Origin of the sequence: Methanosarcina sp. 2.H.A.1B.4, assembly GCF_000979385.1 — an archaeon.
Classification (GTDB): Archaea; Halobacteriota; Methanosarcinia; order Methanosarcinales; family Methanosarcinaceae; genus Methanosarcina.
In genome coordinates, this window is record NZ_JJOV01000033.1 from 68,101 (window position 1) to 94,991 (window position 26,891).

At 44.5% G+C, this 26,891-nt stretch carries 23 protein-coding genes; 21 read left to right on the forward strand and 2 right to left on the reverse strand.

From position 1 onward, the window contains the following. Positions 1-610: 610 nt before the first annotated feature. Positions 611-1,009 carry a cupin domain-containing protein gene (locus EO92_RS05600; protein ID WP_048133644.1) on the reverse strand — a complete coding sequence of 133 codons (399 nt, stop codon included), beginning with the start codon at positions 1,007-1,009 and terminating at the stop codon, positions 611-613. A gap of 240 nt (positions 1,010-1,249) precedes the next feature. Between EO92_RS05600 and EO92_RS05605 the strand changes: the two genes are divergently transcribed. The 21 genes from EO92_RS05605 to EO92_RS05705 all read left to right on the forward strand — a co-directional run bounded on the left by EO92_RS05605 (position 1,250) and on the right by EO92_RS05705 (position 24,582). Further along, a complete protein-coding gene (locus tag EO92_RS05605; RefSeq protein WP_048169927.1) occupies positions 1,250-2,482 on the forward strand; it encodes an acyltransferase in 1,233 nt (410 codons plus the stop codon). Between the two features lie 206 nt (positions 2,483-2,688). Further along, entirely contained in the window at positions 2,689-3,036 is a 348-nt protein-coding gene (locus tag EO92_RS05610) for a hypothetical protein (RefSeq protein WP_048133642.1), read from the forward strand. A gap of 414 nt (positions 3,037-3,450) precedes the next feature. Then, the gene (locus tag EO92_RS05615; protein ID WP_048169929.1) at positions 3,451-5,688 is read left to right on the forward strand and encodes an amino acid permease; all 2,238 of its coding nucleotides are present in this window, start codon (positions 3,451-3,453) and stop codon (positions 5,686-5,688) included. A 232-nt stretch (positions 5,689-5,920) separates the two neighbouring features. Beyond that, entirely contained in the window at positions 5,921-6,733 is an 813-nt protein-coding gene (locus EO92_RS05620) for an alpha/beta fold hydrolase (protein ID WP_048169935.1), read from the forward strand. Positions 6,734-7,143: 410 nt separating this feature from the next. Continuing rightward, positions 7,144-7,398: a hypothetical protein gene (locus EO92_RS05625; protein WP_048134708.1), complete on the forward strand. Its 255-nt coding sequence runs from the start codon at positions 7,144-7,146 to the stop codon at positions 7,396-7,398. Between the two features lie 664 nt (positions 7,399-8,062). Then, positions 8,063-8,887, forward strand: a complete 825-nt coding sequence (locus EO92_RS05630) for a transglutaminase-like domain-containing protein (RefSeq protein WP_235283205.1) — start codon at positions 8,063-8,065, stop codon at positions 8,885-8,887. A 391-nt stretch (positions 8,888-9,278) separates the two neighbouring features. Further along, on the forward strand, positions 9,279-9,671 hold the full coding sequence (gene cfbA / locus EO92_RS05635) for a sirohydrochlorin nickelochelatase (protein WP_048169939.1): 393 nt from the start codon (positions 9,279-9,281) through the stop codon (positions 9,669-9,671). 28 nt (positions 9,672-9,699) lie between these two features. Next, positions 9,700-11,268, forward strand: a complete 1,569-nt coding sequence (cfbE, locus tag EO92_RS05640) for a coenzyme F430 synthase (RefSeq protein ID WP_048169942.1) — start codon at positions 9,700-9,702, stop codon at positions 11,266-11,268. A 300-nt stretch (positions 11,269-11,568) separates the two neighbouring features. Then, positions 11,569-12,693, forward strand: coding sequence for a Ni-sirohydrochlorin a,c-diamide reductive cyclase catalytic subunit (cfbD, locus tag EO92_RS05645; protein ID WP_048169943.1), 1,125 nt, complete (start codon positions 11,569-11,571; stop codon positions 12,691-12,693). Positions 12,694-12,750: 57 nt separating this feature from the next. After that, positions 12,751-13,548 (forward strand): Ni-sirohydrochlorin a,c-diamide reductive cyclase ATP-dependent reductase subunit, encoded by a 798-nt coding sequence (gene cfbC / locus EO92_RS05650; RefSeq protein ID WP_048169945.1) that lies wholly within the window; start codon positions 12,751-12,753, stop codon positions 13,546-13,548. Between the two features lie 62 nt (positions 13,549-13,610). Next, positions 13,611-15,104, forward strand: coding sequence for a Ni-sirohydrochlorin a,c-diamide synthase (gene cfbB / locus EO92_RS05655; protein ID WP_048169946.1), 1,494 nt, complete (start codon positions 13,611-13,613; stop codon positions 15,102-15,104). A gap of 317 nt (positions 15,105-15,421) precedes the next feature. Next, positions 15,422-16,474 (forward strand): tRNA-intron lyase, encoded by a 1,053-nt coding sequence (gene endA / locus EO92_RS05660; protein WP_048169948.1) that lies wholly within the window; start codon positions 15,422-15,424, stop codon positions 16,472-16,474. 206 nt (positions 16,475-16,680) lie between these two features. Continuing rightward, complete coding sequence (locus tag EO92_RS05665) at positions 16,681-17,076, forward strand: DUF2209 domain-containing protein (RefSeq protein WP_048163112.1); 396 nt, start codon at positions 16,681-16,683, stop codon at positions 17,074-17,076. Continuing rightward, complete coding sequence (gene hflX, locus EO92_RS05670; protein ID WP_235283206.1) at positions 17,073-18,365, forward strand: GTPase HflX; 1,293 nt, start codon at positions 17,073-17,075, stop codon at positions 18,363-18,365. The genes EO92_RS05665 and hflX overlap by 4 nt, the downstream gene beginning before the upstream one ends. Positions 18,366-18,909: 544 nt before the next feature. Then, positions 18,910-19,584 carry a PHP domain-containing protein gene (locus EO92_RS05675; RefSeq protein WP_048163114.1) on the forward strand — a complete coding sequence of 225 codons (675 nt, stop codon included), beginning with the start codon at positions 18,910-18,912 and terminating at the stop codon, positions 19,582-19,584. 144 nt (positions 19,585-19,728) lie between these two features. Continuing rightward, positions 19,729-20,166 (forward strand): SRPBCC domain-containing protein, encoded by a 438-nt coding sequence (locus tag EO92_RS05680; protein WP_255350233.1) that lies wholly within the window; start codon positions 19,729-19,731, stop codon positions 20,164-20,166. A 246-nt stretch (positions 20,167-20,412) separates the two neighbouring features. Continuing rightward, entirely contained in the window at positions 20,413-20,697 is a 285-nt protein-coding gene (locus tag EO92_RS05685; RefSeq protein WP_048132491.1) for a non-histone chromosomal MC1 family protein, read from the forward strand. Positions 20,698-21,024: 327 nt separating this feature from the next. After that, positions 21,025-21,678 carry a hypothetical protein gene (locus EO92_RS05690; protein ID WP_048163117.1) on the forward strand — a complete coding sequence of 218 codons (654 nt, stop codon included), beginning with the start codon at positions 21,025-21,027 and terminating at the stop codon, positions 21,676-21,678. Positions 21,679-21,719: 41 nt separating this feature from the next. Beyond that, positions 21,720-22,085: a cupin domain-containing protein gene (locus EO92_RS05695; RefSeq protein ID WP_048169950.1), complete on the forward strand. Its 366-nt coding sequence runs from the start codon at positions 21,720-21,722 to the stop codon at positions 22,083-22,085. 365 nt (positions 22,086-22,450) lie between these two features. Continuing rightward, entirely contained in the window at positions 22,451-24,019 is a 1,569-nt protein-coding gene (locus tag EO92_RS05700) for a VWA domain-containing protein (RefSeq protein WP_048169952.1), read from the forward strand. Continuing rightward, on the forward strand, positions 24,019-24,582 hold the full coding sequence (locus tag EO92_RS05705; RefSeq protein WP_048163121.1) for a hypothetical protein: 564 nt from the start codon (positions 24,019-24,021) through the stop codon (positions 24,580-24,582). Before EO92_RS05700 ends, EO92_RS05705 begins: the two co-directional genes overlap by 1 nt. Positions 24,583-25,606: 1,024 nt before the next feature. Here the strand turns inward: EO92_RS05705 and mtaA are convergent. Next, on the reverse strand, positions 25,607-26,647 hold the full coding sequence (gene mtaA / locus EO92_RS05715) for a methylcobamide:CoM methyltransferase MtaA (RefSeq protein ID WP_048169954.1): 1,041 nt from the start codon (positions 26,645-26,647) through the stop codon (positions 25,607-25,609). Between the last annotated feature and the right edge of the window lie 244 nt (positions 26,648-26,891).

The following is a 26,891-nucleotide window of genomic DNA, read 5'->3' on the forward strand; positions in this document are numbered from 1 at the left end:
ACTTGTTTTATTATTCTCCTTTTTTTAAAATATATTCTTTAGTATGCGAAATATTTATTTACATTGATGTATTTCTTGTAGTTGGTAAATCAAGTTTACTTGATTTGCCTGAAAAACGGCATTTTCCTCCAAAATGTAAAGAGCTGATTCCAAAACCCAATAATTACTTCTTTGAACCTCGATTTGAAATAATCAATCGAGATTCTTATCAGGAAAGTAGTTCCGAAATTCTTATGGATAAAGGAACAAATTGGTTTTTGGATATGCTTGAAATCTTTAGAAAATAGTTTGCCATTTTAAACCTCCCTAAATCTGCAGTTTTCCAGGAGTTGTTTGCCATTGACAATCCTGATATCTGCAGTTTTCCGGGATCAATTTGTTCAAGAGCAAGATCTATCAGGAAAATGAAACATATTACTGAGAAACCGGCTGGCGCTGAAAGCTCGGATACAATTACAACCGAAGAGCTGACGCTTGTGAACAAACCCCTGCCTTTCACTTCTATACATAAAAAAAGTCTGGATATAAAAAGTAATACTGCTTGTAAAAAATAAAGTGTTTTTATTGTGCATTTTCCATGCTTCTTAATCGATTCCCACTTTTTATGAGCTTATTCTGTAGTCACTCCGTCGAATTCCGCTTCATTGGCTTCGGCTTCTTCCTTCGTGGCGCGCACGATTCCGTCCTTGTGGTGCGCCGGGGAGTAGATCGTATAGAGCTTCAGGTCCTCAGTTGCCGAAGTGTTGATGACGTTGTGCTGTGCGCCGGCTGGCACAACAACTGCAACCCCGTCACTGAGTTCATGCTCGTTGCCGTCAATTATGCACTTCCCCTGCCCTTTCTCAAAACGGAAAAACTGGTCGTTTTCCTCATGGACTTCCATCCCGATTTCTTCCCCGGGCTTGAGGTTCATAAGTACCAGCTGGCTGTGCTTTGAGGTGTAGAGCACCTTGCGGAAATTGTTGTTTTCCAGAGTGGCTTTTTCGATATCAATAGAAAATCCTTTCATATTTTTTAATATATGCTTAATTGTATATAGAATTATTTGCAAGCATGATCCCCTAAAATAAGGCTTGAAACCAAAAGAAAGGTTAATTGAAACCAAAAGAAAGGTTAATTGAAACCAAAAGAAAGGTTAATTGAAACAAAAAGAAAGGTTATTATGGATTCTTGCCTTTTGATTCGCAATCAAGATACATTAAAACAAGGTATATAATAACAGTTCAATAATACCCTTTAAGCGATATATATGGCCGGGAAGATCACCTACCTCGATGGGTTGCGAGGTATAGCTGCGGTTAATGTCATGATAATGCATTTCTTTGTCGCATTAGCCCCGGCGATGGTCTATGGTAATGAATTGCCTTTGCATTTCGGAAACCTTGACCGGCTTTTTTCGAGCACACCCTTAGGATTAATTGGCGCTGGCAACTTTTCAGTGTGCATCTTCTTCGTTCTGAGCGGCTACGTATTAACCCAAAAATATTTTAAAACGAAGGAAAAAGGCGTAATTATAAGCAGCGCAGTGCGCCGATATCTCAGATTGTTTATTCCGGTATTTGCAGTAGTAATGCTCTCGTACTTACTGGCATCAGCCGGATTATACCGTTATTATTTCGAAACTATGGTTATTTCCGCAGGCAGCAATTACCGCGACTACTGGAACTTTACGCCAGGCATCGTCGATGCGGTTAAACAGGCTGTGTGGGGGTCGTTTTTTGTAGGCGGCAAGACCTCCTACAACCCGGTTTTATGGACCATGAAAATTGAATTTTTTGGGTCGATGCTCGTTTTCGCAATGGCATTACTGTTCGGATCGATACGCAACCGCTGGACATTCTATCTTGCCGCAGCCGTGCTTTTCTTAAACTCTTACTATCTGGCTTTTATAATAGGAATGGTGTTCGCCGACACGTTCAACAATGAGACCCCGGGATTTAAAACAGGTAATAAAATAATACTATCTATTATACTGGTTTCGGGGTTGTTTCTCGGGTCGTACCCTATAAGCCCTGTGACAAACGGTTCTTTATACGGGTTTCTCAATACCGGTTTCTTCCAAACCCCAAAGGTGACCTATCATATTCTAGGCGCCGGCATGATAATGTATGTCTTATTGAACAGCCGACGGTTGCAAAACTTTTTTTCTTCTCCCGTGCCGGTTTTCCTCGGAAAAATCTCCTACTCTCTGTACCTGGTACATTTCCTGGTGATAAGCAGTTTCACCTGTGCACTGTTCCTCGTCCTGTACCCGGTATTGCCATATAGCGCAGCTGTTTTAATTTCATGCATCCTGTCGTTATTTTTAATAATTCCGTTGAGCTATCTATTTTATAAGTACGTCGACACGGCGGGTGTGGAATTATCGAAGCTCTTTTACAATTGGCTGGTTAATTCTTGCGGACGCGGCGGGGCCGGACACATAAAGCAGAAACATCTGTCAAGCGCTATTTTTACAATATATAATAAATTATTCAAATAATTCAAATTATTTTTTTCTATTCGCGAGCAAGATCCACTAAATCGGGATTGAAACGAAAATACCTATAAGTATTGATACTAATAACTAAATTTATTGACTAATAAACAAATCCATTATTCAAAAGCAAGATCCGCTAAAATAAGGATCTGAACTTCTTGTTATGGTATAAACGGTCTTTTTTATATTTCTGTAGGGAGGGGCAAAATTTGGATCAACTACTAATTACAAAGACAGTTCGAAGATTTAGTGATTTGATCGAGAGGAATAAAGATAGTCGGGCTTATTCAGATTTTAAAGAAGGAATAAATGAAGGTTTAGAGATAGCCAAAGATACTTTTGAGGAAAACGTGGGAGTATTTATTTCACTCGTTTCAGAGGAAGATCCAGCTGTAAAGATACAGAGGCTGCAGGAAAGATTTAACCTGATGATAGACACGATTGCAGTTAAAGAAAAACCAAATTATTCTCAGGACCATTTAGATGGAATCTATGAAGGGTTTGAAAGATCCAAAAAATTATTTGGAGGATGTGTAAAAGAATACTATAAACCCTGATCTACCCTTATTTCAAGCTATAAGGACTCTTATTTTTTATTAGCATTCAGTTTTGGTCCGGATTATTCGATTTTAATATACCTCTGACGGATAATTATATGTACTATTCGAAAACAAGAGGCATTAAAGCATAATTGAAACTTTTTGATCAGATATGTTGCTTTATTCCTCTAAATAAAACTGTAGCAAGACCCGCTAAAAAACGGATTGAAACTGTACTGCCGGAGGATAATGACGTTTTTCGGAGATTTTTATTCGACAGCCGGATCAATTAAGCAGGGATTTGGACTCTCGTTGCCTGCCCGGATGCATGGTGCGGAAATGTATTATCAAAATTGTAAACATACTTGTAAACTGAGTGTTTATGCAGAGCTTGGTTTACCTATTCTGGAGTCTTGAAAGACGGGGATATAGATGGCGCCAATTGAAACAACGGAAAGGCTGGGGCGCAGCCTGGGTTTTTTCTCAACTTTTGCAATAGCCACCGGAACAATGATAGGGGCAGGAATATTCATTCTTCCCGGAATAGCCGTAGCAAATGCAGGTTCAGGAGCAATTATCTCATTCTTGCTGGGCGGGCTCATTTCAATAGCTACAGCAATCAGCATGTCAGAGCTGGCAACAGGCATGCCTGTGGCAGGCGGCAGCTATTACTATATCAGCAGGACAATGGGAGCCGCATTTGGCGCAGTAATCGGGCTCGGCTCCTGGCTGGCACTGGTATTCAAAGGCACGTTTGCACTCATAGGGCTTGCAGAATATTCTCAGATCTTTTACCCTCTGCCGCTCTATTTAGTCGCAGCTGTTACAGGAGTGCTTCTGTTAGTAATTAATTACCGCGGTGCAAAAAGTAGTGGTTCCCTGCAGAACTTTATTGTTGTTATTTTACTGGTAATACTGGTTCTATTCATAGGAAAAGTATCTTTTCTGGTCAAGCCGGATAATTTTGTCCCGGTAGCCCCGCATGGGATAATGTCGATATTCACTACAACAGGGATTATTTTCATATCCTACCTGGGACTAGCAGAAGCCGCTGCGGTCTCCGAGGAAGTTAAAAACCCGTCAAAGAACTTACCGAGGGCGTTTATCGCTTCAGCGGTTGTAGTAACCCTCTTTTATGTCGGTATAATGGCAGTAACGGTTGGATTTTCAGGTCCTGAAGGAGCAGTAACAACGGTCACTCCGCTGGCAGATATCGCAGGCCTGATTGCAGGAAACACCGGGAAATTCTTCATTGCTTTTGCTGCCCTGCTTGCAACGCTTTCCACAGCCAACGGTGCCATACTGTCATCTTCCAGGTTTCCTTTTGCAATGAGCAGAGATGCGCTGATGCCAGAATGGTTTGTCATGATCCATAAAAAGTATGAGACTCCTCACAATGCTATACTGGTCACCGGAACTGTAATGGTTTCGCTCCTGTTTTTTTTCAACATAGAACAGCTGGCAAGACTTGGCGGGGCTTTTAACATTTTGATATTTATCCTGCTCAATATGGCAGTAATCATCCTCCGAAAACGGACTTTACCCGGATATGAACCAACATTTCGCGATCCCTTCTATCCTTTCACGCAAATATTCGGGGTTGTCGGGAGCATATTATTGCTGCCTCTTCTTGGTGGTTTACCTTTACTGTTTACCGTATTAATGATATTTGCCGGAGCCGGCTGGTACATGTTCTATGGAAAAGACAAAGCCATGCCAGCATATAACCTGTTTGACCTGCTGGAAAATAATGTAGAAAGAGTGAGCGTTGAACCGGTTTCTGTTGGCAGGGTACTTGTGCCAGTTTCCAATCCGGGGCATGAACGAGACCTTCTGAAGCTGGCAGATTTCCTGGGAAGTGAGATAATTTGCCTGCACATAATTGAAGTTCCACGCCAGACAACCTTAATGGTAGTTCAGGAAGCCTACCATGAGAAAAAGATCGAGATGGACTGTCGTTTCCAGGAAGATTTTGAGCAATACCCTGCAAAATTCGGAAACAAAAGAGAATTTATCGTTGCCTTTGACCACAAAATCTCAAATTCAATCATTGAACAGGCTGAAATCGAGAACGCAGACATAATTATTATGGGATGGCACGAATCAAAGAGGTTCAAGTACTCACTCGGAGACGTAACAAATGATGTTCTCCTTTCCTCAAAAAGCCAGATCGCTCTATTAAAAGGACATCTACCTGACAGCCTTAAGAAAATCCTTGTAGCATATAATGGAAGAGAAAATTCGGTACACGGTCTTTATCTTGCAAAAAAACTCGCTGCAAACACCGGGGCTTCAATTAGAATAATCAGCATTATCAGCCCTGATGAAGACCCGGACAAGAAGGCAAAAATTACTGAGGAACTTGATGGGCTGGTCAAAAAGATAACTTCGATACCTGTCAGCTTCAAACTGCTTGAAAGATACTCTATAGAAGATGCTATACTGGAAGTTTCAAACGGCTACGACCTGACAATTATTGGCGATTCGAGCGAGAGGTTTAAGATTTCTTTGCTTGGAACCCTCTCGCAGAGGATTGCCAGACATTCCAGAAAGCCGGTAATGATAGTTAAAAAATCAAAGCCGATATCAAAAGAAAGTCTGAATTACCTGCTGAAAAAATCTGGTCGGAAGATATATGCAAGAATCAGAAAGGAAAAAGATCCGGATTAAGAGCAGGATTAATGCTGGGATTAAGATCCGGATTATGGGATTAAGACCAGATTATGGGATTAAGACCAGATTATGGGATTAAGACCAGATTATGGGATTAAGACCAGATTAGTTAAACACTATAAAGAAAATGTCCACTAAAATAAAGGAGTCCGGGTTCAAACAATAAAAATGAAATATCCATCAAAATGGGAATCAGGGCTGAAATTACAGGGAAGGAGCACAAGAGAACATGACTACCGGATACGCTGACCCCGGAGACGGGAAACTCTACTATGAAATTGAGGGAAAGGGTGAGGTGCTCGTGCTCATCCATGCGGGCTTTGTTGACAGCCGCATGTGGGATGGGCAGTGGGACGCTTTTATACAGCATTACAGGGTTCTTCGTTTTGATATGCGCGGGTTCGGAAAATCCGATCCTGCAACAGGGCCTGTTTCCCGCCGTCAGGATTTGTACCGCTTGCTTCAGGAACTCGGTATTGAACGTGCACATGTATTGGGCTGCTCCATGGGGGGAGAAATAGCCATTGATTTTACTCTCGAGCACCCTGATATGGTGCTGTCGCTGATCGTTGTCAGTGGGATTCCGGGAGGCTTTGAAATGAGGGGCGCTCCTCCATCTCAGCTTCTGGAGATGCTGCAGGCTCTCGAACAGGGAGATCTGAACCGCGTAAGTGACCTGCAGATCCGTCTCTGGGTTGATGGTAGTTTCCGTCAGCCGGAGCAGGTCGACTCTTGCGTCCGTCAGCGGGCAACCGAGATGAACCGAATTCCGGTCGAGAATGGAACCTGGGTCATAGCCGACGCCAATCCGCTTAATCCGCTCAATCCACCGGCCACCGGGCGGCTTGGGGATATCGCCGTTCCTGCGTTATTCATGGCTGGCTCTCTTGATAATCCTGAAATCCTGCGGGCTGCTGACCTGCTTGCTAACGAGATCAAAGGGGCAAAAAAGGTTGTCATGCCCGATACCGCCCACGTGCCAAATATGGAAAAACCTGCTGAATTTAATCGGATTGTGCTGGATTTCCTGAGCCGTCTGTGAAGCCGCAAAAAGGCATGAGGAATTTCCTGTTTAAGGGAGTTGCTAAGAGCACTCTCTAGCATAAATACTCCTATTCCTGATTTGGCTTATTCCCGAGCCGGATAGGAGTTGGATAAACTCAATTTAGGTTGAAACAACTCTCTGCTGAAAAATCTCTTTTTTAGTTTGCAAACTTATGATTTGAGCCCCTTGAGTCAGCAGTAAGTAGTTTCCTTTTAGATTATTCTGCGTTTTTTTCCGGTCAATAATTTAAGGCTTTGAAAGAGGAAAAGTCGAATTACATCGGTGATATAAAGTTATAGGTAAAAACATATAAAAATACTTAGGCCCGAGTACTGATAATTTATTTTTTTGAGCAGCTGGCTCGACAGAATAACCATTTTTTAAGGGGAGAATACGGGAGAATACTAATGTCCGTGAAAATCGAATGGAAAATCTTTACAGCTGAAACACAGAGTGACGGGACCTGGAAGTCGAACAGCCCCAACCTTGCGGAACTGCTCAACGTCATAGCCAGTCCTCTCAGGATTAAGGGACCAACTCCGGATATCGAGTACTCGATGGCCCAGCTAGCAATTCAGGGGCTGCCATACTTTAAAATAACCGAAATCACTTCAGGAAATGCAAGGGCATCAGGGAGTGAAATAATGCCGATCCGGGTTTGAAGAGGAAACAATGCAAGATTTATATATATGGACCCATCTGATTATGTATGGGCACATTTTCTGTTATGAGTTTCGAGGGGTCTGTATATGGGCATAATCTCAATTATCTTACATACTAAATGCAAATATTGTTCATCATGTTCTCAATTCCAGCCTAAAGGAAAATACTGTGAGGGGCTCGACTATCCCAAATGCGGGATATTTTTGAGACGAAAAAGGGGAATATAAACGATGTATTGAAACCAGAGTCTAATGTTAGAATTTAAAGAGATTTACTTTATTATATTTTGGAGCCCAGAGGCTAATCTCCGTCATTTTTATGGCGGGATACAGCCGTAAACTCTCTCGATAATAGTTACCTGTAACCCTTAATTTATCTTCCAGTCCTATTCTATATTGGCTAGTTTTTGCTACCATCAGTATAATAGGCTCAAGTAGGTCAGCTAGACTTTGCTCTGAACTTAAAGTATGAGGTTATGTGGGGAAGTTCTACATGTGAAACTTTGAACGGTGTTGGCGAGACCAGAATAATATTCGCTCCTGGGCAGAATAGCGTTGGTTGAAAGGCCATAGATGCCTGTGAATTTATTCGCGGGGGCTGTCACAGAAATTTATTAACCTATATTACTTATACAGTACTTCCGGAGCTGATTTTGTGGTCCATGTGAAGGCTTTAAAATTTATTGTCCTCATTTTTCTCGTTTCCCTGACAGCCGGCTGTATGGATACCTGGGACCTTAAGGAGGGTCTTGTCGCCGATGGGATGAATAAACTGCTGCCTGAGGGTACTGTCCCGGAGGAAGAGCTCGAAGTCAAGGAGGCTGATCTTGTCGGAAGTGTTGAAAGCGCTGAAAGTATCGTCTCCCAGGGGATACCTGAGGTGCCCACGTATTCCGAAGAGAAGTCAGGTGCGGTTTATCCAAAAGAATACAGGCTTCTGTCTCTGAACTTCCGGAGGGCTATAGGGTCAGGAGAGGAAAGGACAGGAGAAGAGGTCTTCAATATCACAGGAAAGACTTCAGGATACAATATAGAAGATGCCTGTGCTGTTTATAATCACGTAAACCGGAACTGGCAGTACAGGTACGATAAAAACGCCGAGTTTTTCTTCGGGGCTTCACAGACTATTGACAGCGGATATATAGGGGACTGCGATGATTACTCGATTGTTATGTCTGCCCTTTTGAAAAATATGGGGTTCAATACAAGGGTAGTTACGGCATACAATGAGTCTTATGGGCATGCTTATCCCGAACTTTACATAGGGGATGACAGGGACGCAGCTTACGGGATACTGGATTATATCGCAGAGAGATACCCCTCTGCCGAAAATGTCTGGTACTCGGAAAGGGTGCTTGAAGATGGGCAGGGAACGCAGTACTGGCTCAACTTCGACTGGAGCGGGTCAAACGGGTACAGACATCCCGGCGGTGTATACTTCCAGGGAGCGTCTATTATATACTACCCGAACGGTCTGGTCGAGTTCTAAAGCAGGAATTAATGAATAAGTGAATGAATAAATAAATGAATAAATAAATGAATAAATAAATGAATTAATGAATAAATGAATAAATGAATAAATGAATGAAAATTTTGCCCTGTTTTAATACCCTTCCTGCGGCTTGCTGGCTTTACGCATTTTTATCCTTATCCTCAGTTTCTTTCTCCCGCTTCCTCTCTCAAAACTTTCTTTCTCTGCTTCTCTCAAAACTTTCTTTCTCCGCTTCTCTCAAAACTTTCTCCCGTTGTCCCTTTTTCAAAAAGGTTATATCATATAAATTCTAACTATGTTAAACTCTGTGATGTTACAAATTAAACTAATTGTGTTAAACAAATTCTGATAATATTGTTAAGCTTAAACTTAAAATGAGGTCTTAAAAATGACAGAAAAAATCGGAATCCTGGCCATCGGCCACGGGAGCAAATTGCCTTACAATAAAGAAGTAGTCAGCCAGATCGCAGATTACATTGCACAGAAGTATTCTGATGTTGTTGTTAGAGCCGGCTTTATGGAAAACAGTGAGCCAACTCTGGAAGAAGCAATTGCAGGCTTTTCAGGTACAGGAGTAACAAAGATTTCAGCAGTACCTGTTTTCCTGGCTTCAGGCGTCCACATCACAAAGGATATCCCTAAAATCCTGAATCTGGACGAAAACGGCTGCGGAACCATTGAAATCGATGGAAAAGCAGTTCCTCTTTGCTACGCAAAACCCCTCGGAGCCGACACACTGATCGCCGACCTCGTCTTTAAAAGGGTGCAGGAATCCCTGTAGATTTGAACATCTGGGTCCGGTTTTTATTATGGACCTGTTCCGGAAGAAGCTCGCCGTGCTCGACCTGACACACGGCGGCATTCCAATCGCAATAAAACTCGCAGCTCTGGGAAATGATGTATCCGGAGTAGACGTTTACGGGACCGTGGATCAGGTGCTGCTTGGGGAGCTTGAGGAAAAGTACGGCATCCGCTGTTCAAAAACTCCTCTCCCCTTATCCGAATTCGATCTGCTGGTAGCACCTGTGCATCTGGACCCGGCTTATCCCATGCTTTCAAAAGCCAGGTCCGAAGGAAAAACAGTTCTCTCACACCACGAAGCCATAGGGAAAATCCTGCAGGACGACCCGGAGCTTTCGGATATAAGAATAGTTGAGATAACAGGCGTAAAAGCAAAGACAAGCACTGCGTCCCTGCTCGCTGACATGCTCTCCCGCAGGTTCGAAGTCGTGCTCCATACCTCGCGCGGGCTTGAAGCCTGGAAAGAGGGTGTCCCTTTCCTTATTCACAGGGGCCTGAGCATTACTCCGGGAAGTATCCTGACAGCCATTGAAAAAAGCCTTAAGGCAGGAATCAGGCCGGAATTTTTCATCTTTGAAATCTCTATCGGAGGTACGGGTACCGCGGACCTCGGGATCCTGACAACCCTTTCCCCTGATTATGGGATTGCGAACAATACCTCCCTTGCAAGCGATGCAAAGCTCCAGCTTATCCTTAACGCAAAACCCGGAAGCACCCTTCTTCTCAATGCCGGGGCAGAAAAAGCCCTTGAAACTGCAAAAGGGAGCTGGGCAAAGGTTCTCACCTTTAAGGACCCATTTTATGCAGAGTCCCATGTGAAGATGTCTGAAGTTCCGGATTTTGTTCTGGAAACTGAAGCCGGGACTGCAAAATTATCAGCTGCTCAAGACTCGTCAGCTGCTCAAGACTCGTCAGCTGCTCAAGACTCGTCAGCTACTCAAAAATCATCCATTACTCCGGAGTTATCCGCTGCTCGGGAACCGTCAACTCCCTCAGAACCGTCAACCACTCCCGGAGCTTCAGGCTCTACCCTGTATTTTCTCCGCAGAGGGGATGAACTTTTTTCAGCTGCCCTGCGCCCCGGATATAACAGTTCGGCATACAGGACAGCCTTTGTTGCAGCCTCTGCAGCCGCTCTCGAACTTGGGGTTGAGCAAAAAGCTGTTGTTTCCGTGCTTGAGGAGTTCAGGGGGCTTTCAGGCAGAATGCAGGAAAAGGAGCTTAATGGGGTTGCCCTGGTTGACAACTCCAACTCCGGAATGGACATCCTTTCTGCAGAAAAAGCCCTTGAGTACGCTCTCCTGAAGAAAAAGGACGAAAAAAAGGGAAGTATAATCCTTGTACTCGGAGAAGAAGCTTCTCAGGTCTGTGAAGGGCTGCCTCCTGTCTCAGTGCAGGGGTTTGTAGATAAATTCGGTGCAAAGTGCAGGCACATTATACTCGTTGGAGAGAGAATGACAGCAGTAGCTGCTAAAAATGCCTCTTATGCAGGCAGCCTTCCGGAAGGGCTATTGAAAGCTTCGGAACTTGCAGGAACAGAAGATATAATTCTTTCCTCAGTGAAATGTTTCCGCTGAGCGCTATCCCTCCGGGTAATCTTTCATGTAAGTTGTCCCTTTGAAAATTCTCCGGCCGGGCCTGGAAAATTGGCAGGAATTCCGGGTCAGGCTGCGGGCTTTTCGCAGGAATTTTATGATACAATTTTATACAGGGTCTTCCAATCTGTATTCGTTTCCATTGCTTGTTTAACTTTCAACTGATCATGCTTCCGGATACCTTCTTCCCGTCCAGGCGGGGTTCACAGTCCTGCGGGATTCCGGAATCTCCCGGGTGAAACCCATATAAACATTCGTATAATCAGAATAAGAGGATTTGTCATGACTGCAAAAGAGATTTCAATCATTCATCCCCGCCCGAGTTCAATCGTTGCGGCTCTTTATACCCTCAGGGACTTAAACGTCGATGTTGCAATCCTGCACGGACCCCCTGGCTGCTCATTCAAGCACGCGAGACTGCTCGAAGAAGACGGTATCCATGTAGTCACTACAGGGCTTGACGAGAACGGCTTTGTTTTCGGAGGGCATGACCGGCTTGTACAGCTCATCAACAAGTCCATCGAACTCTTCAACCCGAAAGTCCTGGGCGTAGTCGGCACCTGTGCCAGCATGATCATAGGGGAGGAAATGCACGAAGCCGTACTCGAGGCAAACCCGGATATCCCTGTTATTGAAGTCGAAGTGCACGCAGGCTATCACAACAATACAAAAGGCGTGATCTTTGCCCTTGAGTCTGCACTCGATGCCGGGATAATTGACCATAAAGAGTTCGAGCGCCAGGAGCACCTCCTCATAAAAGCCACAGAGGTTGAAAAGAGGTTCGGGGCTGCGAGCAGGGAATACCTTGCCCCCTCCAGGGGAGACCTCAAATATAAGGTTGCAAGGCGGGTTATTGAACTCCTCAAGGAAGGCAAGAAAGGCCTCGTCATAATGAACGCCAAAAAAGAAACTGGCTACATGTTTGCAGACATCACCCTTGCGGTCAATGAGGTTGCAGATGCGCTCGGGAAAAAGGAAAACCTGGTCAATATGGCAAATATCGACCCGGAACTCGGGCTTCCGCGGGTCAGGCAGCATGCTGAATACATTATGCGGGACTTCAAAGCCCATGGGGTTGAGATTCACGAAATCATCGGCGGCATGGATGAGTACCCGATTGCGGGGGAAAAGGTCAGTGAACTAATTAAGACAAAATACAGTGATTACGATTTTGCAGTTATCACAGGCGTTCCTCATGCAATCCCTATGGAAAACCTGCAGCACATGGAATTGATCTCGGTTACGAACGGCCCGAGGCAGGTCCTGCCCTTAAAAGAGATGGGGCATGAGCATGTTATGGTTGAGATCGACCTCCACCCAAAGACCCTCGGAGTCAGCGAAATCGTGGAATCCGAGTTCGGAGCCACATTAAGGGAAGTTGCAAAGGAAGTTGCAAAGGAAGCCTGAACCGAAAAGAGTCAGGATAAAAGGCAGGATGAAGTAAAATAACGGGAGGAAGATCCTTTGAAAAAACAAAAGATTATTGCAATTTACGGAAAAGGCGGCATAGGTAAGTCGAGCACAGCCTCAAACGTTGCAGCTGCCTGTGCGGAAGCAGGGAAGAAAGTCATGATCATAGGCTGCGACCCCAAAAGCGATTCATCCATAACCCTTCTTGGAGGCAGGAGAATCCCAACTATCCTTGACCTCCTCCGCGAAGGTGTGGATGTAAACGAAAATGATGTGGTCTTTGAAGGGTATGCAGGCGTCAAATGTATAGAAGCAGGAGGCCCTGAGCCCGGTATAGGCTGTGCAGGGCGCGGGATAATAGTTGCAATCCAGAAACTGAAAAGCATTTCAGAAGACCTCCTTAAAGAACAGGACCTTATAATCTACGATGTTCCGGGAGACATTGTCTGCGGCGGATTTGTTGCCCCTGTCCGGAAGGGCTATGTAAACGAGGCATACGTCCTGACCTCGGGAGAATATATGCCCCTCTATGCAGCAAACAATATCTGCAAAGGGCTTTCCAAGATCGGAATGCCGCTTAGCGGGATTATATGCAATTCCAGAAACGCTATCCGGGAAGAGGAAATCGTCAGGAAGTTTTCTGAGGAAATCGGCAGTCAGCTTATGGCTTTTATCCCCAAGCGGGATGTAGTCCAGGTTTGTGAAAGGGAAGGCTACTCTGTTATGGAGAAAGCTCCTGACTCCGACATTGCTGAAATCTACCGCCAGCTTGGAAAAGCAATCCTGAATAACGAAAAGAAGGTTCTGGCAGCCCACCTGAGCGATGAGCGGCTAAGGGAAATGACCCAGTGAACTGCAAAAACTTACCTGTGCCGCAATAAATGGATATACCGAACTCAGGGGTTATTGAAAGCATGTCCTACAGCAAACAATCCGGAATAGAGGCAGGGAGCATTCCCAGGGTCCTTATTTCTGCAGACCGTTCCTCTTCAGGTAAGACCACAATTTCCATGGGCCTTATGGCTGCCCTTGTTTCAAGAGGGTATAAAGTTCAGTCCTTCAAGGTCGCTCTTGACTATATCGACCCCAGTTACCATACCGAAATCACGGGAAGGTTCTGCCGGAACCTTGACGGGTACCTGATGGACGAAGACGGGATTCTTGACGTCTACTCCCATGCCTGTGAAACCGGGGACGGAGCTGATATTGCAATTATCGAAGGCGTCCGGGGGCTTTACGAGGGCTTTGAAAGCTTGAGCGACCTGGGGAGTACCGCCCAGATCGCAAAGATCCTTAAATGCCCTGTGGTTTTTGTAATCAATGCCCGCAGCATTACCCGTTCCAGTGCAGCCCTTATAAGCGGCTATAAGAATTTCGACCCTGATGTGGAAATCGCAGGCGTTGTCCTTAATAATATAGGGGGCCGCCGCCACGCAGAAAAGGCAAAAGAGGCAATAGAATACTATACTGGCGTGCCGGTTATAGGAATTATTCCAAGGGACCCGGCCATGCAGATTTCCATGCGCCACCTCGGGCTCATGCCTGCGCTTGAAGGCAGGCGGAGGCTTGGCGATGGAGGGTTTGAGGACAGGCTTCGGGGCATTGAAGAGATTATTACTAAAGGAATTGATGTGGACCGCTTCCTGGAAATCGCAGGGAGTGCAAAACCCCTGAAAAGTTCCGAAAATAGCATTTTTTCCCCTGTTGCCGGTGCAGGATCTCCCGGACCGAGGATAGGTATTGCCCTTGATGAGGCTTTCAACTTTTACTACCATGATAATATCGACCTGCTGGAACTTGCCGGGGCGGAGATTGTTTACTTCAGCCCGGTAAAAGATCCCGGGCTTCCTGAGGTTGACGGGCTCTACATAGGAGGCGGCTACCCTGAACTTTTTGCAGCCGAACTCGAAGCCAACGAGTCCATGCGAAGAAGCATCAAAGAAGCTTCTGCTGCAGGTATGCCCATATACGCCGAGTGCGGGGGGCTCATGTACCTTACGGAAAAAATCAGTACCGGAGTCCCCGGAAAAGGCACATACCACGATGCTTCAATGCCCGAGTCCACCTATTCAATGGTCGGTGCTCTTCCCGGCCACACAATTATGGGGCAGACAAGGGTTGTCAGTTACAATATCGGGACTCTTGATAGGGACTGCCTTCTAGGAAAAGAAGGCAACAGCTTCAAGGGGCATGAGTTCCACCACTCCGAAATCCGGGAAATCCCTGATGATGCGGAATTTGCAATAACCCTCTCAAGGGGCACTGGAATAAAAGGGGATCAGGATGGGCTTATTGTCGGCAATACCCTCGGTTCTTACGCCCACCTGCACGGAGTCTCATACAGGGAACTTGCAAGTTCATTTGTTGAAGCTGCCCGTAAATTCAGGGCTTCCAGGGCTTCCCGATAAACATATAAATGCAGTTTTGATCTGGGTTTTCAACCGAAAGGCATTATTCTAAGTTATATATTCATGCTGCAGGTTGTGAGCCACTTGCCTTTGCAGGTAGAAAAAACAATATTATATTAAGCCAGATTATTACACACCAGGAATTACAGGCTGGATTATTAAAAGCCATAATAATCCAGACTGTTACAAATCAGACTGTTACAAATCAGACTGTTACAAGTCAGATTGTTACAAGTCAGACTGTTACAAGTCAGATTGTTACATAAAAGATTCTTATAAAACTTATTTTCATTCTATTTTCTTTTCAGGTGAAACTATTGAAAACACAACTTAAAGGGGACCGGGTCCTTGCCGGAAAGGACGCGGTGGCCGAACTTTACAAAACAGGTTATTTCGGGCGTCCCAGGGGGGACGGGCTTGAACTCTCACTTGTGGAAGCCGCATACCTTCAGTTTAGAGGAAAACTCGAGATTGAGCTTGAAGGAAAACTGCTTGATTTCAGGGCCTTTTTCGAGCAGGCTTCTCTGAGGCAGCCGAATTTCGAGCTGAAGTATATCGTTTATAAAGACCTCAAAGAGCGGGGGTATTATGTCCAGCCTTCAGCTGTGGACTTCAGGGTATACCCCAGAGGCAGCCATCCCGGAAAAAGTGCGGCAAGAATTTTTGTCCATGTCCTGTCGGAAAGGCAGCTTCTTTCTGTAAAGCTTTTGCAGGATTCGGTCGTCTCGGCAGAAAACGTGCATAAGCAGTTTATACTGGCTGTGGTGGATGAAGAAAGTGACCTCACTTTCTATGAGATTAAAACCGCTGCCCCTGAAGGGGAGATGCCTGAACCCTTCCCTGCCGTCAAAACCGATACAACTTTCCTTGAAGACAGGGTAATAGCCTGGGACGCTGAGGCTTCCGGGGCTCTTTATACCAGAGGTTTCTACGGGAAAATGCTTGACTCTGAAAGGCTGCAGCTCTCCCTTGTCGAGTCCCTCTACCTCTTTTCCAGAGGGATCATAGTTGTAAGGGACAGGAAAGGAAAGGTCTTTTCATTCGAAGAGTTTGTTGAAAAAGCCTCGGAAATCGAAGGTTCTTTCCTGCGGAAATACCTCGCATATAAGGCTCTGCGGGACTCAGGGCACGTGGTCAAGACAGGTTTTAAGTTCGGGACCCATTTCAGGGTCTACAGGAAAGTCGAGTTCATAGAAAAAATTCCCCATTCCGAGTATCTTGTGAATGCTATCCCTGCAGATTACGAGTTCAGGCTTCCGGTTATGTCCGGGGCTGTCCGGCTTGCAAACAGTGTGCGCAAGCGAATGCTCTTTGCAGTAGAGAAAGGGGAAGGAGTCGAGTACCTGGATATTGGCAGAGTCAAAATGTGATTCTGTATCAAAATGAGATTTTGTATCAAAATGAGATTTTGTATCAAAATTATATTTTATCTCAGGTTTCTTCGGGCAGACTTGAGTAAAGATTATTGACCTGAGTAGATTAGACCCGAGTAAATTAGACCTGAGTAAAACATTCGCCCTTCTCTTAAGGGTTCGTGAAAATCGGGTTTTCATCCCGGAAGGAGGGTGAAACATAAATGTGGGATATTATTGCAGTGGACATTTCGGGCAGGCACAGGATTAAAGGCGGCTACTACATGGTCTGTGCGGCAGCAGCCCTTACTGTTTCTGCTGACCATATCGAAAAAGTTAAGCAGGTGAAGATCCTTCCATTCTGGCTTAAAAGAGCACCCGGCTTGCTTGATGTCGTGCAGCTGATTGAGGATACGGCTAACCAGCTTTCCTTTGAGGGGACAATTGTGACAGAAAAAGGGGATATGTATAATCAGCCCCCGTGGGTGCCGGAAAGTATGTTTTCAAGGGCATTTAAGTACCAGGAGTCCATAGCTGAGAGAAGGGCTATCGAACTTGCTCACCATATCTCTTTGAGCGCTCGAAATTTACTTCTTAAAGAACTTAACATTGAGGCGTGAAAATTCCAGCAGAACAAAATATAGAAACCGAAAACAGGGTAATTCTCGTAAAAAGAACCAATCCGCGTGCTGACCCTGAACGCAGCGAATATCTCTTTGAGGAACTCAGGGAGCTTGCAAGGGCTGCAGGCTATGTTCCTGTTGGGGAACTTACGCAGACGAGGTTTCCGGATTCCAAGTACCAGCTGGGGAGAGGAAAGATAGAGGATCTTGCCGAACTTGTTAGAATTAAGAGGGCTGGAAAGGTCATCTTTTATAACAGGCTCTCTACAATTCAGCTTTTCAATATCTCGGAAACCTGTGGGTGTCAGGTAATAGACAAGTTCCAGCTTATCCTTGAGATCTTTGCAAAAAGAGCTACCACACGCAGGTCCAAGATGCAGGTTGAACTTGCGAGGCTGAGGTATGAGGTTCCGAGGGCAAGGGCTATTGTTTCCCTTCTGAAAAAGGAGGAAAGGGCAGGTTTCATGGGGCTTGGGGACTATGAAGACGCTTATGAACAGGACCTGAAGAAAAGGATAACAAAGATTGAAAATGAACTTGAGTCTGCAGAAAAAGATGATGAGTCTCTGCGGGCGTTTCGGCACAGGAAGGGTTTTTCCCTGGTCTCCCTTGCAGGTTATACAAATGCCGGAAAAAGCACTCTCTTCAATGCCATTGTTGATGAAAGCGTTGAAGCACAGAATATGCTCTTTACAACCCTTGTGCCGACTACCCGGGCACTTGACCTGGGCGGAAGAAAGGCTCTTTTGACAGATACCGTAGGGTTCATAGAGGAGCTCCCGCACTGGCTGGTTGATGCCTTCAAATCTACCCTCGATGAGATCTTTCTTTCCGACCTTATCCTGCTGGTAGTTGATGTAAGCGAAAAACCTGAGGTAATCCTGCAGAAGCTTTCCACAGCTCACGATACTCTCTGGGACAGCATCCAGGGAGTTCCGGTGATTACAGTGCTCAACAAGACCGATTTACTTGAAGCATCCGAACTTGAAGCTGTTATGGAAGAAATAGGCTATATGGCTCCCAATCCTGTGTTCGTTTCCGCAAAAGAACAGGTTGGCATGCAGGAGTTAAAAGCCGAGATAATCAAACACCTTCCTGCCTGGTTTTTCTACTCCTTTTCCCTTCCGAACTCGGAAAAAGGGATGTCAATTCTCTCCTGGCTGTACGAAGAGGGTATTGTACACAGGGTTGAGTACGGGGAGCGGATTTCAGTGGATTATGAAGCCAGAACAGAGGTAATCAACAGGATCAAATCTCTGGAACAGACTCTGGATGAACAACGTTGAATACCGTTTATGGTGCTTTTTCAAGCGGCATTGAAGAATAAAAAGCTTTTCCATTTATATAATAACCATTGGTATATTGTCCGTACATTTACCAATGTTTTTCTTTTCCGATATTTTTTTTTCATAACCCGAATATTGTTCGTGTGTATACGAAAGACATTTATACTCGAAAGTTGTTTGTTTATTTGCGAACGGGTGTCTACTGAATACATCAGACCCTCCTAATATCCTAAACTACCCCTACACCAGATTTTTTATATACACTTGCCCGTTCGCTATTCCTCTTTTCATTTTTTTTTCGGTTTGTTTATCCTGATTCAGTTCTTGTGATTCAGTTCTCGTGATTCAGTTCTCGTGATTCAGTTCTCCGGATTTTCTTTTCCGAATTAAATTCACAGAGCCCTGCTTTTTGATTTTACTTTCCTTAATTCTTTTCTTCCATTTTCTGAATTCCAATTCGTCAGGTGCCTGCTATCTTTCTTTTTCTCTTTCTTCGTCTCCGTTTCAAAATTTATATAACTTCATCGCTCATTTTTATATTAGCATGAAATTCGATCTTCACGTACATTCCGAGCATTCAAAAGATAGCGAGTCAAGCCATGAAGATATCCTTGAGGTTGCCCGCAAAAGGGGACTTGACGGATTTGCCATATGTGACCATGATACGGTTGAAGGTGGGCTTGCCTGTGCGAATAAAGCCCTGGAGCTTGGTCTTGAAATCACAGTTATTCCCGGCGTGGAGGTGAGTTCTTCAAAAGGACATATCCTGGTTCTGGGAATCAGAGAGAATATAGAGCCTCTGTTAAGTCCGGAAGAAACGATCCGCAGGGCTCGAAAACTTGGAGGTACGGTTATCATCCCCCACCCTTTCAAGAGCAGTTCCCACGGAATTGGAAGTTTTGAAGGGCTTGATATTGATGCAGTTGAGGTCTTCAATTCTCGCTGCCTTTTCAACGGAGCCAACAGGAAAGCTCTGGCTGAGGCAAAAAGACTCGGAATACCCGAAGTTGCAGGAAGTGATTCCCATATTCCTGAAATGGTAGGGCAGGCATATACTGAAATCGATGCTTCTGAAAACACAGTTGAAGCCGTGTTGAAAGCAATAAGAAAAGGTAAAGTTGCCCCTGCAGGAAAAAACACGCCCACTCCAATTATCCTGAAACAGATGGCGGGAAGCGTAAAGCGAAAATTGAAGAAAAAAATCTTCGGAAGGGCTTGAACTTATAGCCTGTACCTTCTTTTTTCGATTTTATCTTCCCTGCTTCCGGTCTAAATAAACAGGGTTAATAAGTTTGCCTTCGATAGACTAAGAAAAAACAGGAAAAGCGAAAGAGGAGTTGCAACCATCGGGTTCAAAAAAGAAATCAGCACAGAAATTGAAATCTTTGCTTCTGCGGACCGCATCTGGCAGATCCTTATGGATTTTGCAGCCTACCCCAACTGGAACCCATACATAAAGGAAATCAGCGGGGAGGCAAAGGTCGGGAGCAAAATTAAAGTCCATATGAAGCCGGATTGGGAAAAAAAAGGCGTGACCCTTCACCCGAGGATAATTCGCCTTGAGCCAAGAAAAGAGCTTACATGGAAAGGAAGTTTCTTTTTCCCCGGGCTGCTCGATGGGGAGCACAGTCTCATCCTTGAAGAAATTTCAGGTCGCAAGGTACGCTTTATCCAGAAAGAGATATTCAATGGCATTGCAATTCCTATTATCAGCACTTCATGGTCTATAGAGAAGGGTACGGTACGCAGCTTTGGGGATATGAACAATGCCCTCAAAAAAAGGGCTGAAAGGGTCAAATAAATTTATAAAATTTTTAATCTGTAATTAAAGAAAGCCATCTCGTTGAGATTTGCTTATTTAACTTCCGTAAATCTAGCTATAGATATTGTTTTCCCAGGGAGAATTAATTTCAAATCAGGTGTATACACAATTCCTGAATTGAGGTAAATTTATTCTAAATCAATAACCCTTGACAACATCTTAAGAAAATTATATATACCTTCACTTTTATCATTCTCTTATAACATATTTTAGGAGATATTCCTTATGTCTGACACAAGAAATTTTGTTTTACGGGATGTAGAAGGCAATGAGCACGGAGTTTTCTCTGGAAAACAGCCTCGACAAGCTGCCCTTAAAGCTGCAAACAGGGGCACCGGAACCAAATCAAAACCAGATATTATCCGACTCAGGGAACGCGGGACAAAGAAAGTTCATGTTTTCAAAGCATGGAAGCAAACTGTCGCAGCCCCAAAAAACAGGCCTGAATGGATGCCAGCGAAAATCAGTAAGCCCTTTGTCAAGAAAGAGAAAATAGAAACAATCGAGTAAAATCTAGTTTTCCTCATCTACCTTGAAATTCAAGGTTCTTTCTTTTTTTCTATGATTTTTACTGACTTCTTTTCTGTATTTCTATCTTGAATTCTATCTGTATTTGTTTTTTGGATTTCGATCTGTATTTGTTTTTTGGATTTCTATCTTGAATTCGATCTTGAATTCTTAATTATTTGACCTGTTTTTATGTCCAGTCATTTATATTATGCCGTTCTTATAATTTATTGAACTTAATATCATGTGACCTTTGATTCTACAAAGGGGGGTTTTTATAGGAAAAATCGGGCTGAATATGAGCCGCGGAATCAGTGGGAGGGGTTACTATTGGAATGTATTGCTGTTGGAAAATGTATACACCTGTTGTCCCGAATAGAGGACAAAGCTCTTGACCGTTTCTGGAAGGATACTTCTTCAGGGAAATATCCGATAATTGATCTTCAGGGCAATATGAGTTATTCGCTTTCGGACCAGGACGGCCTGTTGTTTGTCAGAAACGATTTTACGGCTTCGATTTATGAAGAGTACGAGTTTGTCTTTGGGAGCCTTTTCCTGCCAGATACGGTTCAGGAACTCCTTTCCAAAGATAAAGTGCTGCTTTTGATGGTGTACAGGAAAAAGACACAGAACCTTTTATTATCCGAGCTTGATGCAGACACCAGGTACATGATTGATCTGCCCCATGGGTTGTATTTCTTTTTTGCGTTTATTCTGGATGCAGGAGCTGAAGACCTTTTAGATTCCAAAATCTATGCTGTGGGTCTCCCCTGCAAAGAAAATTTGAACCATCCTGAGCTTGAGATCTCTTATCTCGAATATCCGGTTGACATCCTGGAATTCGTCGACCTTGCTCCTGTAGACATTAAAGGCGGAGGTCCTTTCTACCTTAATCTGATTATGATAGATGCTGAAAAGATCCCGGACTGCCCCACGCTTTTTTCAGAATTTTTGCAGGAAGACGAAGTACTCCCATCTCTTTAAAATAAAAATAGTTATATAGTTGGCAGTTTCAGTAGTTCTGAATGCAGATAAAAACCGAATACAGCAAAGTCAAGCCCTACATTACAAAAGATGGCTCAATAATCCGCGAACTCATGCATCCCTCAGTCTACGGTAACTCAAACCAGAGCCTTGCCGAAGCCATCGTGCCTGCCGGAGGGAAAACGCTCCTTCACAAACACAGGGTAATCGAAGAAATCTATCACATCACCGAAGGCAGCGGGATAATGACTCTCGGCTCTGAAGAATTCGAGGTCAGAAAAGGAGACTCCATCTGTATTTCGCCTGGAACTCCGCACAGGGTCCGAAATCCCGGTGAAAAAGAGCTGAAAATTCTCTGCTGCTGTGCGCCGGCGTATTCGCATGAGGATACGGAATTGATGGGGTAATTAAAGAAGCAACAGATCAATAAATTCTTTATTAAGTGATTTCTTATTTTGTTTTCTACGTATTTGTCTCCTTAATAACATTTTTGGATTTTCTTTCGATGCCGGTGTCCCCTTCATTTCAAACTGCTTTCAGGTGCCGGCCCTCTCACCGCCCGGATTCGGGCGGTCTTCTCAAAATCTAAATAAAAAAAGACTTTGCTTCAAATTACCTAATTAAAATAGAAATGAAGACTTTGACTCAATTCAACTCCTTTTTCCTGAATAACTTGATCAAACTCTCGGAACAAGTGCCTCAAGATTACGTTTTATAATGGTTAGATAAGGTATTTCGGAAGCACATTTTGTTTGCTGCAGCCCCATAGCAGATGTTTTTGGTTTTTCTAGCCGGAAAAGTAATTACTGTGCTTTCCTGTGCCGCTACCTCCGGCGGAACAAATATTGGCGCCGGCATGAGCACCGCAAACAGCCACCTTATCAATTCCGGGGATTCCGAACACGCCTGGATGGTAATCCTGCTTACCGACGGTCAGGGCACCTACAGCAATACCTATACCCAGCAGGCAATAAACAATAATATTACCGTCTACACCGTCGGCCTTGGTAGCGATGTGGACACCGCTCTGCTCACAGGTATTGCAACGGCCACAGGCGGGCAGTATTTCTCCGTTTCGACTGCCGAAGACCTGCCTGACGTCTTCCGTACGATCTCAGAAGAAATCGAACCAACAGATACAGATGATGATGGCATTCCCGACATCACCGAAACCACCGGTTTCAGGGACGGCTTTGGCAACTGGTACTACACCGACCCCAATAATTCGGATACTGATGGGGACGGGCTGCTTGACGGGGAAGAAGCCGGCGAACTCGTCGATTATGACGGCAAACAATACTTCCAACTATTCAGCGATCCGACAAAAGCAGATAGTGACGGCGACGGGGTCGACGACCTTAATGAAAACGAATATGGTATTGAGCCTTTGATTTCAGACACCGATGGTGATGGACTGTTTGATGGGGATGAATTTGGCATTGGGACTGATCCATTATTGGCGGATACAGACGGTGATGACTATAACGACTATGTTGAATACTATGATGCTGATCACGACCCGCTGATCTATGATATACGCTACAGTTACCTTGAAATCGGCCGCGAGGTTGCTCTGGGTGCGGTTCTTGGAGAATGGGGTGGTGACGACCATGATAGTTTATACTACATGGCAGGCTGGATGCTTAGTGGTTTTATTGCCGTTGGAGATGTTAGGGATATAGCTTCTTCCATAGCCCATGGTGACGGTCTTGGTACATTGTTGAATGCACTGTCTCTGATACCTGGATATGGTGATTCAGCAAAAGTGACTTCAACGATCGGTAAGTTTGTGACAAAACACCCTCACATGATCTTTGCTGTTGCTGGTTTTGTTGTGAAGCATGTCGATGAATCAATAGACATTGTAAGAAAAACTTATGGTGATGTAATTGTCGATGGCTTGAGAGCAAAAGGATTGAATGATGATGAAATAACGCAATTGGTTAAGAAGGATGTGGATTTAGCTGAACTTCACATAGCCTATAGAATAGGCGATGATTTAGTATCTGTAACATTAAAACGGCAGAAACATGTTATTGATCGCCATGTTACAGGCGTCATAAAAGGGAAACCTAATAAACCTACTGATTTCTTCCCTACTGGTCATGAAGTCAGACCTGGGATAACAACGCCTAAAGTAATGGATGTCCAAGATGTTGAAAAAATGATTAAAGAAAGTATGCAATATGGAACACGTGAAGTGAAAGATGATGTATTTATTTTTACTTGGAATCCGCAAGAGTTTGGAATAACTGAAATTAGAACAATAGTAAATAAGGACGGATTGTTTATTACTTCTTACCCAACATCTGGGATAAATGTGATTAGAGTGGTGGATTGATGTCAGACATCAAAATTAATTTTTGTATAGATAATTCAGACTCTGATTCTTTTGAGAGTGGATGGGATATAGAAGGTGGATTATCTATCACAATAAATGGCCTAATTTTAACAAAAAGAATGGACGATCCGAATGATGATGGATTTAGGGGAGATTTTGTTTTTTTCAACCTAAAAGGATGGTTGCATTCGGTTCCAAAGTTGTGTTTTGGTGAGAGGTGTGAAGTTGAACTTATCGATAGTCAAGAAATATTTTTGTTTGCCCCAAAGGATGATTTCACTTATTTCAAGTACTTTATTGGAGGTATGGGGTCGGTATTTGATGTGGGTACAGGGAAGTCAATTAGAATTGAAGAGATAAATAAGCGCTATCCCAACCATGAAGACGGAACTCCCATCAAAACAGAAGAATTGGTTTTGGAAATAATCAGATTATCTGAATTGTTCATAGAGTCGTTGGGTCCAAAGATAGAAGATAAATCGGATGTAATTAGTTTTAAACAGGCTCTTGATGATGCATGGGAGGCCTATGAATCATACGTAAAGAGAAGCACTCAAAACTAAATCTTAGGATAATCGTTGGTTGAATCAGATTCTCCTCAATCCCGGATTCTGGTTTACTAACAAAAATTCTATTATATTCCAGATTTGAACAACCAGACTCGATTTCAATCGAAGTCGAATCTGTAATCTCTTTTTTATTCATTTACCCACCAGATAAGTAGGGCACCTACAGCAATACCTACACCCAGCAGGCAATAAACAATAATATTACCGTCTACACCGTCGGCCTCGGCAGCAATGTAGACACCACTCTGCTTACCAGTATAGCCACAGCCACCGGCGGCCAGTATTTCTCTGTCTCAACTGCCGAAGACCTTCCCGAAGTCTTCCGGACGATCTCAGAAGAAATCGAGCCAACAGATACAGATGAGGATGGCATTCCCGACATCACCGAAACCACCGGTTTCAGGGACGGCTTTGGCAACTGGTACTACACCGACCCCAATAATTCGGATACTGATGGGGACGGGCTGCTTGACGGGGAAGAAGCCGGTAAACTCGCCAATTGTGACGGCAAAAAATACTTTCAACTATTAAGCGACTCGACAAAAGCAGATAGTGACGGCGACTTTCTTTCTGACTTTGAAGAATATGAACTCGGAACGAACCCTCTATACGCAGATACCAACCGGGACGGCATTTCCGACTCCGAAGACGAGTACCCCCTTTCCCCTGCCAGCATAGACCCTGAACCCAGCACCCTTGAAATAGGTCGTTCCTTGCCGGATTTGTGGATAGTGAAATTGCTTCTTTCTATTTTTACGGGAAAGGCCGCTCTCCTGCGTCGAGCGTGACAAAAACGACTTTAAACAGCTAATTAAGTTGTACTGGCCAGAAATCTGTGTAATTCAGTCCTCTTGAGCGTAGCGAAAAGGACGCGTACTCCCGAGGCGCAATTCGGGCGTGACAAAAGCGGTTTTGTATAGCTAATACCGTTTTACTGGTCATAAATCTTATAAGTTAGTCCTTTTGATCTCAGCTCACTATTCTTCCCTTACTTTTTACCTGCCTCTCATACTTTTTTTCAATCCTTCTCCTCATACCACTCGTCCCTCGCTTCCACCAGTGCCCTTATATTTGCAAGCGGAGTCCTCGGGGCGATCCCGCAGCCAGGGGCAAGGATGTCCACGCCGGCTGAGATACATTGTTTTGCTTCTGCTTTCACGTCAGCAGGTGTCCCGAAGAGCAGGGTCCTTGAGGGGGAGACGTTTCCGATTAACCTTGCCCTGCCACCAATGGCTTCTTTTGCAGCTTTTATGCTGGCTTTTTCTTCGATGCTGATAGCTTCAAAGCCGCATTCTGAAAGGGTTTTCAGGGAATCTCCTACATCGCCGCAGATGTGCAGGATTACGGGGCCTTTTACTTTTTTGCAGAGGCGTTTATAGAAGGGTTTGACCGAATCTTCAAGGACCGAGGGGGGCATCATCCTTGAACCGACTATCCCGCCGTCGGGCATGCAGAGGGCATCTGCGCCGTGGTCAAAGAGGGCGTTTGCGTATTCTATGCAGATTTCGGTGCAGGTTTCCATGAAGGCATTGACGTATTCGGGTTTTCTGATGGTCCAGATCAGGTAGTTTTTAACTTCCGCAAGGTGGGTAAAAACAGTAAGGGGGCCTTCCATACCTGCGATGAGAGGGACTTCTTCCTTCCCGTTTTCTCCTCCGGTCCGGGCTGCAAGGATTTCCGTTGCTTTGAGGACGGTGGGGATTCTTCCCTTTTCGAGCAGGGCTTCAGGAACTTTCAGTTTATCCGGGCCTTCGGAAAAGGGGTGGGACAGGACCGAGGGTTGGATATCTTTTGTACCCATCCGCACATTGCAGCCCATGGTTTCGGCAAGCACGGTCAGGCAGTAGGGGTAGCGGACAGCTTCAAGGCCCGCAATTTCGTGGCCTGCAAGGGCAAGGGCTGCCATCTTTTCCGGGTCGGAATGGGCGGCTGGCCAGGCGGCGCCGGTCAGGTCCATAAGTTCCACGGTCCCGGTCTGGGTCACGGAGCAAACGGGGGTTCTGTCAACTGGCTTGCCCTGAAGCGCGTTAAGAAAGTTTTTCCTGAGATTCTGTACCATTTTTTTCGGCTCCGATTTGTTGATTATTCAGTTTTTTTAATTTTTCAGTTTTTTAATTTTTCAGTTTTTTAATTTTTCAGTTTTCCAACATCCTGTTTGCCTTTTTCAGTTTTCCAATAATCCTGTTTGCCTTTTCAGGTTTGCCTTTTTATATTACGAAGCGTAAAACCCCTGAGTCTTTAGCTCAGGGGATATAAGCGTCAACCTAAACTGTTAACCGTTATTGATTCTGTCAATTGTTAAA

Excerpts from the sequence above, each read along its gene's own strand:
- EO92_RS05605 (WP_048169927.1), top strand. The coding sequence starts at position 1,250 with ATGGCCGGGAAGATCACCTACCTCGATGGGTTGCGAGGTATAGCTGCG.
- cfbA (WP_048169939.1), top strand. The coding sequence starts at position 9,279 with ATGACAGAAAAAATCGGAATCCTGGCCATCGGCCACGGGAGCAAATTG.
- EO92_RS05705 (WP_048163121.1), top strand. The coding sequence starts at position 24,019 with ATGTCAGACATCAAAATTAATTTTTGTATAGATAATTCAGACTCTGAT.
- cfbB (WP_048169946.1), top strand. The coding sequence starts at position 13,611 with ATGTCCTACAGCAAACAATCCGGAATAGAGGCAGGGAGCATTCCCAGG.
- EO92_RS05600 (WP_048133644.1), bottom strand. The coding sequence starts at position 1,009 with ATGAAAGGATTTTCTATTGATATCGAAAAAGCCACTCTGGAAAACAAC.
- EO92_RS05620 (WP_048169935.1), top strand. The coding sequence starts at position 5,921 with ATGACTACCGGATACGCTGACCCCGGAGACGGGAAACTCTACTATGAA.
- EO92_RS05675 (WP_048163114.1), top strand. The coding sequence starts at position 18,910 with ATGAAATTCGATCTTCACGTACATTCCGAGCATTCAAAAGATAGCGAG.
- EO92_RS05615 (WP_048169929.1), top strand. The coding sequence starts at position 3,451 with ATGGCGCCAATTGAAACAACGGAAAGGCTGGGGCGCAGCCTGGGTTTT.
- EO92_RS05695 (WP_048169950.1), top strand. The coding sequence starts at position 21,720 with ATGCAGATAAAAACCGAATACAGCAAAGTCAAGCCCTACATTACAAAA.
- cfbE (WP_048169942.1), top strand. The coding sequence starts at position 9,700 with ATGGACCTGTTCCGGAAGAAGCTCGCCGTGCTCGACCTGACACACGGC.
- mtaA (WP_048169954.1), bottom strand. The coding sequence starts at position 26,647 with ATGGTACAGAATCTCAGGAAAAACTTTCTTAACGCGCTTCAGGGCAAG.
- cfbD (WP_048169943.1), top strand. The coding sequence starts at position 11,569 with ATGACTGCAAAAGAGATTTCAATCATTCATCCCCGCCCGAGTTCAATC.
- EO92_RS05625 (WP_048134708.1), top strand. The coding sequence starts at position 7,144 with ATGTCCGTGAAAATCGAATGGAAAATCTTTACAGCTGAAACACAGAGT.
- EO92_RS05685 (WP_048132491.1), top strand. The coding sequence starts at position 20,413 with ATGTCTGACACAAGAAATTTTGTTTTACGGGATGTAGAAGGCAATGAG.
- EO92_RS05665 (WP_048163112.1), top strand. The coding sequence starts at position 16,681 with ATGTGGGATATTATTGCAGTGGACATTTCGGGCAGGCACAGGATTAAA.
- EO92_RS05700 (WP_048169952.1), top strand. The coding sequence starts at position 22,451 with ATGTTTTTGGTTTTTCTAGCCGGAAAAGTAATTACTGTGCTTTCCTGT.